This window comes from Rhodococcus sp. P4_B6 (assembly GCF_056402215.1).
On sequence record NZ_JBFUHV010000248.1, the window covers coordinates 1 to 9,757 of the forward strand.

The following is a 9,757-nucleotide window of genomic DNA, read 5'->3' on the forward strand; positions in this document are numbered from 1 at the left end:
CGTAGGACCAGAGCGGGAAGAACGCCAACTGTTCGGCCTGCTTGGCGGCGGCCTCCGTAGGACCAGAGCGGGAAGAACGCCAACTGTTCGGCCTGCTTGGCGGCGGCCTCGGCGAGCTCGGCCCGGCCGTGCCCGGCCTGGACGACGAACAGCCCGGACAGTCCGTCGAGGTAACTCTTACCGGTGGAGTCCCAGATCCGGGCGCCGTCGCCGCGGGTGATGATCGGCGGGGTGATGTTGTCCCCGTGCCGGGAGAAATGCCCCCACAGATGGCGGCGGGCGGACGCTTCGAGCTGCGCTGACGTGCGCGAGGAGGTGGTTTCCGTAGTCATCGGGTTCCCCAATCATATTGCTGCTTGACAAGTTTCAGGTACACCATCGTCTCGGTGCCGAGCACGCCGGGGATGGTGCGAATCTCTTTGTTGAGCACGGTCAGGAGGTGGTCGTCGTTCTCGCACACGATCTCGGCCAGGATGTCGTAGGCGCCCGCCGTCAACACGACGTAGTCGATGGCGTCGACGTCGGCGAGCCGGGCGGCGATCTCGGTGACGTCACCCGAGCAGCGGATCCCGACCATGGCCTGGCGTGAGAATCCCACTTGAACGGGGTCGGTGACCGCGACGATCTGGGTGACGCCGGTGTCGATCAGCTTCTGCACGCGTTGGCGTACAGCCGCTTCCGACAATCCGACGACCTTACCGATGGCCGCGTACGACCGTCGTCCATCCTCTTGAAGTTGCTCGATGATCTGCTTGGACACGGGATCGAGAGACGCGGGCTGCTCAGACATGGTCGAATCCTCCCTTGCTCACTGTGTCGAAGACAATCGGTGCTCACTGTGTCGAAAGCACTTGGCTCGGACATTGTCGGAAACTATCGCCTCTTTCCGGTGGCTTCGCCGCTCATTGCTCGGGCACCTTCACTTCCGTGTCGGCGGTGAGGGTGCGGCCGCGGAAGAAGTTCCCGGTGCCGGTGGCGAAACACAGCAACATCAGGGGGATTCCGACGACCAGCATTCCGACACCGAGAACGAACACGCCACCGAACGGGCCGAACGCGGTGAATCCGTAGTCGGGACGTAGCATGTCGACTGCGCTCTGAACGAAGGCCCACGTCATGCAGAGGGCCCCGAGCAGCGGGAAGATGCCGCGCATGAACAGATTCCGGGTCGAGTCGAACAGTGTCCGCCGGAAATACCAGACGCAGGCGTACGCGGTGATGCCGTAGTAGAACGCGACCGCGAGCCCGAGCGAGGCCACCGAATCCTGCAACGCGTTGGAACTGGCGAACGACAGCACCAGGTAGAACAGCAGCGCCGCCGCCCCCATGACGAGGGTTCCGAAGCCGGGTGTCATGTATCGGGGGTGCACGGACGCGAACCGTTTCGGCAGCGCCTCGTAGACCGCCATCGACAGCGTTCCGCGCGCCGTCGGCAGGATGGTCGTCTGGGTGGAGGAGAGCGCGGAGATCGACACCGTCAGCAGCAGCAGCGACGCGGCCACCGGCCCCGCGACCGGCCCGCCCAGGGTGGTCAGCACGTCGTCGACGTTCTCGGGGTTGTTCAGTCCGATCCCGGTGTCGCCGAACCCGGCGAACGACTGGACCGCGTATCCGACCAGCACATACGTGGCCACGAGAATGACCGTGGTGAGCACCGCGGCCCGGCCCGGTGTCCGCTCGGAATCCTTCGTCTCCTCACCCACGGCGAGGCAGGCGTCCCACCCCCAGTAGATGAAGATGCACAGGATGATCGCCTGCGCGGCACTGGACATCGAGACACCGGTAGGGATGATCCAGTCGAGTTGCGGGGTGACTGCCTGCGGGCCGGCGGTGCCGCCGAACACCTTCGACAGCGCGAGGACGCTGACACCGATGAGGACGGCGAACTGCACGGCGATCAGGACGTTCTGCAGCCGTTCGCTGATGAGGATGCCGCGAAAACTGACGTACGTCATGGCCGCGATGAAGAAGCATCCCAGCAGTACCTTCGCGGCGAGCGACTCGGCCGCCGCGTGCAACCCGAGAACCTCGAACAGGTAGATCGCGGCGATCTCCGCCGTGTTGGCGAGGACGATGATCGCGGACACGGCGAGCCCCCACCCCGCCATCCAGCCCACCCACGGACCGAACGCCTTGGTGCCCCACGTGAACGAGGTCCCGCAATCTGGGGTGTCCCGATTCAGCTCGCGATAGGCGAACGCCGTGAGCAGCATCGGAATGAAGGCGACGAGGAACATCGACGGCGCCTTCTCGCCGACCGCCAGCACGACGTACCCCAGCGTCGCGGCGAGGCTGTAGGCCGGCGCGACGGACGAAAGCCCGATCACCGTGTTGCCGATCAATCCCAGTGCGCCGCTGTTGAGCCCCTTCGCGGGGCCGAGCGGATCGGGGGTCTGGGTCTTCAAGGGGGGTGGTTCGGCAATGCTCATTCGTACTCCCTCGAGGTGTGGCTGTGGGTTTGAGTGCCCGGGCAGGTGTGGTTAAGGGGTGCAGTGGTTTTCGTGGCTACATGGCCGGCGCGGCGAGGAATATCTTCCGCAGCGTGTCGCGCACGATCCACCGGGTCTTCTGACCGGCCCGCACGCGCACGACACTTCCGGGACCGAGGTCGAGATCCGGGGTGTCGTCCTCGAACTGCACGGTCGCGTCGCCGCTGAGCACCACGAACACCTCGTCGATCTCGACGTCGCACGAGACGCTGGGCTCGATTTCCCAGACGCCGACGGTGACCCCGGCGAAGTCGCCGAGCACTCGTTCGCCGACCATCGGCGCTCCCTCACCGACGACCTGGTCGCCGGGCAGGCGGTGGTAGGTGAGATCGGCGGTCCGAGCCGCGGTGTGCGGGCCGGAACGCCAGGACCCGTCGGTGTGGACGGCGGTCACGAATCGAATCCCAGGCCGACGGCGTCGAGGGCCTTGAGGAAGATGTTCCGTCGGCCCTCGTTGTGGTCGGCGCGGTCGAGCGACCAGCGGGTGGCGTTGATGCCCGCTGCCGCCAGCGGTTCCGGCGGGAAGGGGAGAGGTATGTCCTTCACCAGGGCCAACTCGGTCAGGGCAGTCTTCTCGCCGGCGACCTTGTCGAGCATGACGTTCGCCGCGAAGCGGGAGGCGCCGACGCCGAGACCGGTGAAGCCGGCAGCGTAGGCGATCCGGCCCTTGGCTGCGGACCCGAAGAACGAGCAGAAGCGCGTCGACGTGTCGATGACGCCGCCCCACCTGTGCGTGAACTCGAGGCCCTCAAGCTGGGGGAACGTGGTGAAGAAGTGCCGCGCGAGCCTCCTGTGGGACTCGGGGCGGTCTTCGAGGTCGTGGTTCAGGCCGCGCCCGAAGTGGTAGATGGCGTCGTATCCGCCCCAGAGGATCCTGTTGTCCCGGGTGAGCCGGTAGTAGTGGAACTGGTTGGACATGTCGGAGATGCCCTGGCGGGCAGACCATCCCACCTCCGCGAGCTGGGCTTCGGACAGCGGCTCGGTCATGAGGACGTAGTCGTACACCGGAACCGTGTGCAGCCGGTACCGCTTCAGCAGGGACGGAAAGGCGTTGGTTGCCAGGATCACTCGGTCCGCCGACAGGGTCGCGCGCGCCGTCCGGACGCCCACCCGGGACGACGAGCGGGAGCGGACGAGGTCGAGAACCTTGGTGTGTTCGTGGATCTCGACGCCGTGCTCGGCGCAGATCCGGCCGAGTTCGGTGGCGAGCTTGGCCGGATGCACCAGCGCGGTGGACGTCTTGTCCCACACCCCGGCCAGATACGTCGGCGAGTTCACCTGGGCGCGCATCGCGGGCCCGTCCAGCACCGCGGTCGTCGCGCTCGGCGGGGTGCCGAGCGCTTCCTCGGCCTGGTAGTCGGCGATGGCGACCGAGATGGCGCCGTTCCGTTCGAAATCGCAGTCCAGGCCGAGGGTGTGGACCGTCTTCTCGATGGCGTCGAGGTTCTCGAGGCCGAGCGATTCGAGTGTGTCGATCTCCTCCGGCCAGCGTCGGCGGCCGTTCTCGCTGCCGTGGGTGAGGCTGGCCTCGACGAATCCGCCGTTACGGCCGGATGCGGCCCACCCGATCGTCTCGCCCTCCACGAGGGCGACGGACAGTTCGGGGTGGCGTTGCTTGGCGAGGAGCGCGCTCCAGAGTCCGGTGTAGCCGCCGCCGACGACCACCAGGTCGTATGCGGCGTCGGCCGTGGCGGCCGGGTAGGTGGGGGTGTCGGCGACGTCCTCGATCCAGAACGGTGCCAACCGGGTGCGCCGGAGCGCATGGTCGACAACCGTGGCGTTCGGTTGTTGCTTCTCGAACACTGTCTGCAGCATGTAGCACCTTTGTCGATGGACTGACCGAAGGTGACGTGTGAGGCACGTCACCGTGATCCATCCTGACGTGGCGTCGCCACTATTTCAATAGCAAATGAGGAAAATCGTTACTGATTCCGTGGTCGATATCGGGTTTGGGAACCGAATCGGTTGTCTGGATCGGCCGGCGCCGAACCGCCGGCCGTCAGCGTGCGAGCTTGCCGAGGTGCAGCGACACCGAGCGGACCGGGCTGATCCTCGCCTCGTCGCCGGACTTGACGGCGTGGATCGTGCCGAATTCGACGGTCTCGTCCGGGTAGCTGCCCGCGAAGGCGTAGGCGTAGTACGTTCCCGCGACAGCATCGCCCGGGACCGTGTACGTGACGGCCTCCTCGAGGACCTCGCCGGGTTGAAGGTCGACGTCGATCGGTCCGAAGACTGGATCGCTGGTCCGGTTGTCGGGCGACACGGCGCTCACCCACACCTGGCCCGTGTAGGGGCGATCATCGGGTGCCTCGACGAGCATGGTGGCGTCGATGGTCCCGCCGTCCCCGGGCAGCGTCGTGTCGGAGTCGGCGCGCAGCGTGACCCGCACCGGCAGATCCGTGTCGGGGTTCGCAGGCCCGGTCGACGCCGGTGAACCGTCGCCGACCTCGGGCCAGCCGTTCGCCCAGACGATCCGGTCGATCATCCCTTCGCGGCGCAGGGCTCCGCTGGGTAGATCCCGGTTGTCGCGCGGAATGGCGTGATACACGATCCAATCCGCGCCCGCGTCGTCGGAGACCACCGTGTTGTGGCCCGGCCCGGCCCACGGTTCGCTGCCGGCGAGGATGAGCGCACCGCCACCGTCGTTGAGGTCCTGCCCTTTCCGGTCGAGGTACGGCCCGGTGAGTGACTCGGACCGGCCGACGAGGACGCGGTAGGCGGTGTCGGCGCCGTTGCAGCAGTTGCCTGCCGAGAGGCACAGGTAGTAGTAGCCGTCGTGGAATTCGACGTAGGGGCCTTCGAAGCGTTCGTCGGCGACGCGTACGGGTTCGCCGGCCGCCGCGGTCCCGTCCGCGCTGAGCGGGATCGCGTGGACGCCCTGAAAGTTGCCGACGAACATCGTCTTCGTCGTCCCGTCGTCCCACACGAACGGGTCGATGGTGCCGCCCACGCCGACGTCGTGGGCACAGAAGACGGGCCGGCCGAGGTCGTTCCACGGTCCGGTGGGGCTGTCGGCGGTGGCGAGACCGATGCAGGGATTCGCCTCGTCGTAGAGCGAGTAGTAGAGGCTGTAGCGGCCGTCGGATTCGAGGACGTTCGGGGCCCACGCCAGCTTGCCGTCCGGATGCCACGCAGGCCGGTCGGGGAAGACGTCGCCGAGGTACATCCAGTCCATGAGGTCGGCGGATTTGAAGATCGACATGTTGTGCATGCCCTGGCCGTCGCCCCAGTCGTCGGCGGTGGTGTACATGTAGAACATGCCGTCGGAGGCGCGGACGACGCTCGGGTCGGCGGCCACAGGTTGCACGATCGCGTCGGCCGTCGCGGTCGGGGCCGGCGCGACCATGAGGACGAGGAGCGTCAGGGCCGTCACGATCCCTCCGCGCCGTGGGAGGTGCCGGACGGGGGACCTGCGCGGCGCAGCATCGTCAGTGTTCACACGTCACTCCCAAACCTCGCCCGCCCGGAATGCGTCAATCTATAAGGGTGAGGTGGAGGTCAAGAGTGGATCCGGCTCGCGATGCCGGACTGCAACCGAACCGTGTTCTGCCGGCGGTGTCAGCTCGTCGGTTCGAGCAGGACCAGAGGGATCTCGCGGCTGGTGCGCTTCTGGTAGCCCGCGTAGCCCTTGTAGGCGGCGGTCACCTGCGGCCACAGACGGGCCCGCTCCTCGGGGTTTGCCACGCGGGCGCGCATGGACTGTGCGGGCTGCCCCTGGACCGAGAGTTGGACCACCGGATTGGCCTGCAGGTTGAGGAACCACGCGGGGTGGCGGTCGTCGCCGCCGCGTGAGGCCACGACGACACGGGTGTCGCCCTCGGTCACCGGCACGGTCAGCATGACGCTGTGCACCTTCCCGGTCTTGCGGCCGACGGTGGTCAACTCCACCGCAGGCATCTTGCCGAAGCTCTTCCCAACTCGCCCGCCGGTGATGCGCAGGACAGCGCGGTGTAGGGCGTTCATGAACTTGAGTCCGCGGTCCGAAGGCATGGTGTCAGCGTAACGAGGTCGGCGCCCGGCGGAGGCCGGCTCCGCCGAACCTCACCTCACCGCACCGCTGGTTGCTCGTCGACGAGTTCGCTCGGGCCGATTCCCGCCTCGCCGGCGATTCCGGCGAGTTCCGCGCCGACCGACTCCTGCGGCTCGTCGGCCGTCGGGTTCTTCTGCGGGCCGGTGAGCAGCGAGGCGATTCCCCCGATCACGCAGGCGACGATCGCGAACGCGAACGCCATTGCCAGGCCGTCGGCGAATGGTCCCGAGATCAGCTGGGGAAAGAAGTCCAGGCCGGTCAGGTGTGCCTGCTGCTGCTCGCTGAGTGCGGACAGGTTCGGTCCGAGCAGTTCATGAATCGGGTTGACGCCGAGGAATGCCGCGAACAGGACTGCGACGGCGGGCAGGTTCGCGATCTGGGTGGCTTGCGCCGCGGGCACTCCGTTCGCCATCAGTCCGTCGCTCATCGCCGCCGGAAGGTTGGAGCTGAGTCCGGCGATCATGAGACTGAAGAAGAATCCGATCGACAGCACCATCGCCGCGTTCTGGAACGTCGTCATCATGCCCGCGCCGACGCCGCGCGCGTCGGCGGGCAGGCTGTTCATCACCTCTGCCCGGTTCGGCGCGGAGAACATGCCCATTCCGATGCCGTTGATCAGCAGAATCGCGGCGAAGGCCCAGTACTCGAAATCGACCGGCAGGGCGATCRGCAATCCGAAGGTTCCCGCGGTGATGAACATGCCGACGCTGGTGAACCACTTGGTGCCGAACCTGTCRGAGATGACCCCGGACACCGGCGCCGACATCAGGAATCCGATGGTCATCGGCAGCATGTAGATGCCCGCCCACAGCGGAGTGCGGCTGTAGTCGTAGCCATGCTGCGGCAGCCAGATGCCCTGGAGCCAGATGATCAGGATGAACTGCAGTCCGCCGCGGCCGAGTGACGCGACCAGATTGGCGATGTTGCCCCAGGTGAACGACTTGATCTGGAACAGGTGCAGGTTGAACAGGGGATTGGCGACCCTCGTCTCGATGACGCAGAAGGCCGCGAGGACGGCGAGACCGCCGACGAGGCACCAGAGCACCAGCGGACTGGTCCAGCCCATCGACGAGGAGCCGTACGGCTGGATGCCGTAGGTGATGCCGACCAGGACGGCGATCAATCCGACGGCGAACGTGACGTTTCCCCACCAGTCGATGTCGGCGTGCCGGCGGACGCCGGTGTCGCGGAGTTTCAGGTACGCCCAGATCGTGCCGACCACGCCGAACGGGACCGAGACCAGGAAGATCAGGTTCCAGTGGATCGGCGCGAGGATGCCGCCGATGAGCAGGCCGAGGAAGGATCCGGCGATCGCGGCGACACCGTTGATGCCGAGCGCGAGCCCGCGCTGATCGGCGGGGAACGCGTCGGTGAGGATTGCCGACGAGTTCGCCATCAGGAAGGCGCCGCCCACCCCCTGGACGACGCGCCACCCGATGAGCCACAGTGCGGCCTCGGAGCCGTCGAACCATGTCACTGCCAGGAAGATCGAGGCGATCGTGAACACGGCGAAACCCATGTTGTACATCCGGGCGCGGCCGAACATGTCGCCGAGCCGTCCGAAGCTGACCACGAGCACGGCCGTCACGACGAGGAAGCCCATCATCATCCACAGCAGGTAGCTCGTGTTGCCGGGTTCGAGCGGGTTGAGGTGGATGCCTTTGAAGATGTCGGGGAGTGCGATCAGCACGATTGACGAGTTGATCGTGGCCACCAGCATGCCGAGGGTGGTGTTCGACAACGCAATCCACTTGTAGTGCGGGTCGAGTTCGTCGAGCGCCGTGGTGCGTTCATCGTTCGGGACGGCAGGTTCCTGCGTCTGCGAGACCAAGGAATTTCACCTCTCGGTTTTCATAGTTTTCAAAAGTAAGTAAATGGAAGGCAAAGTGTTCGGTTGTTGCATGTTCTTTGTGGTGGGCAATCGGCCGACCGCGGCATCCCCCGATTGGAATGCCCGGTTTGTCCGTTATGTCGGTGTCGCTCAATCGGTTCCGCCGAGCGACGTGGATCAACTTTGGATGATACGACGTCTCCATCGGCCCCGCAGCCCCAGGCGCTGTGACGTCACCGTCGGCCGATCGGGGGACAGGCGAATCATCCGGTTCTCGGCCCGATCGGGGGACAGTCGTGAGGCCCGATCTGCGACAGGATGATCTTCATCCGGGGGCCGGCAACAGGATGAGGAAGATGTCGACGATTGCGAGCACGACCCTGGCCGAATTGGCATCCGAGTGGTGCACTGAGGCGGAGATTCAGATGCAGGCATCGCCTGCGTCGGGCGGACGGAACGCGATACGGAGTGTGTTGTTCATCGGCAACCCGTCCACCGTCACCGAGGTGACGCACTGGGCTGCCGTGCGGCACTGGACGGTGGAGCAGGGGTTGAAACCCGTCCGCGAATTCCGCGGCGACGTGGTGTGCGCGATCGTCACCGAGGCCGTTGCCGACGGCACGTGCCCATCGGCGGATGCGGCGGTGGTGCAGCGTGCACGCGCCCGCGGCCTGGACTGCATCCCCGTCTACGACATCGAGCCGTGGGGGACCGCCCGGTTGTCGTGCATACGGCCGTCTACGTCGGTTCCGTGAGCGCCCGCTGGGCGGCGGGCCAGAACTCGAATCCCGCGGTCATCAGTCCGCCGAGTCCGATGATGACCACCGCGGCGTCGACGCTCGTCCGCCCCTCCTTCGCCCAGTAGACGTCTTCGAGGTCGAGCAGCAGCGCCAGTTCGTCGACGATGAGCGCGGTGCCGACACCGTACGAAATCGGGACCGTCGGATGCCGGCGTTGCTTCTCGGAGCCGCGCACCGCCACGGCCCCCACCCCGGCCAGTGCGGCGATGCCGAGATTGTAATGGTGGAAATGGCGGCCGTGGAGACTCAACCCGCCCCCTGCCGGACCGTGCCCACGCCTGATCCAGTGAGTCAACGCCCGCATCCCCGCGAACGTCGCCGTGAACGCCGCCCACGACACGACCGCGGACTGCTCACTCGGATCGAGCTTCTTCCGCCACGCTGCACGCAGACGGCGCAGGCGACTGCGGTGGGTTACATCGTCGAGCGGGCGGTTGGTCACGGGGTCAATGGTGCCACCCACGCGCCCTGTCCATCCGCAAATCGATCGCGGAGCATTGGACAGACGCGCCCCCGCTGTGGGGGCGGGCATTTCTTCGCTACGTATTGACGCTGCCGAAATTCACCCCCGCTGTGGGGGCGGGCATTTCTTCGCTACGTATTGACG

General features: G+C 66.4%; 10 protein-coding genes. 1 reads left to right on the forward strand and 9 read right to left on the reverse strand.

The annotated features are described in order from the left end of the window. From AC1DWT_RS46815 to AC1DWT_RS46850, 8 genes are all read right to left on the reverse strand, one after another. Positions 1–332, reverse strand: a 332-nt coding sequence (locus AC1DWT_RS46815) for an aminotransferase class III-fold pyridoxal phosphate-dependent enzyme (RefSeq protein WP_477925875.1), incomplete at its 3' end; no start/stop codon positions are given. Further along, a complete protein-coding gene (locus tag AC1DWT_RS46820; RefSeq protein WP_124391986.1) occupies positions 329–790 on the reverse strand; it encodes an Lrp/AsnC family transcriptional regulator in 462 nt (153 codons plus the stop codon). The genes AC1DWT_RS46815 and AC1DWT_RS46820, both read right to left, overlap by 4 nt. A 112-nt stretch (positions 791–902) precedes the next feature. Further along, the gene (locus tag AC1DWT_RS46825) at positions 903–2,429 is read right to left on the reverse strand and encodes an APC family permease (RefSeq protein WP_378435924.1); all 1,527 of its coding nucleotides are present in this window, start codon (positions 2,427–2,429) and stop codon (positions 903–905) included. Positions 2,430–2,505: 76 nt separating this feature from the next. After that, on the reverse strand, positions 2,506–2,883 hold the full coding sequence (locus tag AC1DWT_RS46830; protein WP_477925876.1) for a cupin domain-containing protein: 378 nt from the start codon (positions 2,881–2,883) through the stop codon (positions 2,506–2,508). After that, positions 2,880–4,304 carry an NAD(P)/FAD-dependent oxidoreductase gene (locus tag AC1DWT_RS46835; RefSeq protein WP_477925877.1) on the reverse strand — a complete coding sequence of 475 codons (1,425 nt, stop codon included), beginning with the start codon at positions 4,302–4,304 and terminating at the stop codon, positions 2,880–2,882. The genes AC1DWT_RS46830 and AC1DWT_RS46835 overlap by 4 nt, the downstream gene beginning before the upstream one ends. A 184-nt stretch (positions 4,305–4,488) precedes the next feature. Next, the gene (locus AC1DWT_RS46840) at positions 4,489–5,928 is read right to left on the reverse strand and encodes a family 43 glycosylhydrolase (protein WP_477925878.1); all 1,440 of its coding nucleotides are present in this window, start codon (positions 5,926–5,928) and stop codon (positions 4,489–4,491) included. Between the two features lie 119 nt (positions 5,929–6,047). Further along, positions 6,048–6,479: a nitroreductase/quinone reductase family protein gene (locus AC1DWT_RS46845; RefSeq protein ID WP_477925879.1), complete on the reverse strand. Its 432-nt coding sequence runs from the start codon at positions 6,477–6,479 to the stop codon at positions 6,048–6,050. Between the two features lie 56 nt (positions 6,480–6,535). Further along, positions 6,536–8,350 (reverse strand): MFS transporter, encoded by a 1,815-nt coding sequence (locus AC1DWT_RS46850; RefSeq protein WP_477925880.1) that lies wholly within the window; start codon positions 8,348–8,350, stop codon positions 6,536–6,538. Positions 8,351–8,706: 356 nt separating this feature from the next. On the opposite strand from AC1DWT_RS46850, the gene AC1DWT_RS46855 reads away from it, so the two are divergent. Beyond that, the gene (locus tag AC1DWT_RS46855; RefSeq protein WP_477925881.1) at positions 8,707–9,105 is read left to right on the forward strand and encodes a hypothetical protein; all 399 of its coding nucleotides are present in this window, start codon (positions 8,707–8,709) and stop codon (positions 9,103–9,105) included. Here AC1DWT_RS46855 and AC1DWT_RS46860 read toward each other — a convergent pair. Continuing rightward, the gene (locus tag AC1DWT_RS46860) at positions 9,089–9,592 is read right to left on the reverse strand and encodes a hypothetical protein (protein ID WP_477925882.1); all 504 of its coding nucleotides are present in this window, start codon (positions 9,590–9,592) and stop codon (positions 9,089–9,091) included. The two genes, AC1DWT_RS46855 and AC1DWT_RS46860, sit on opposite strands and share 17 nt — an antisense overlap. Positions 9,593–9,757 lie beyond the last annotated feature (165 nt).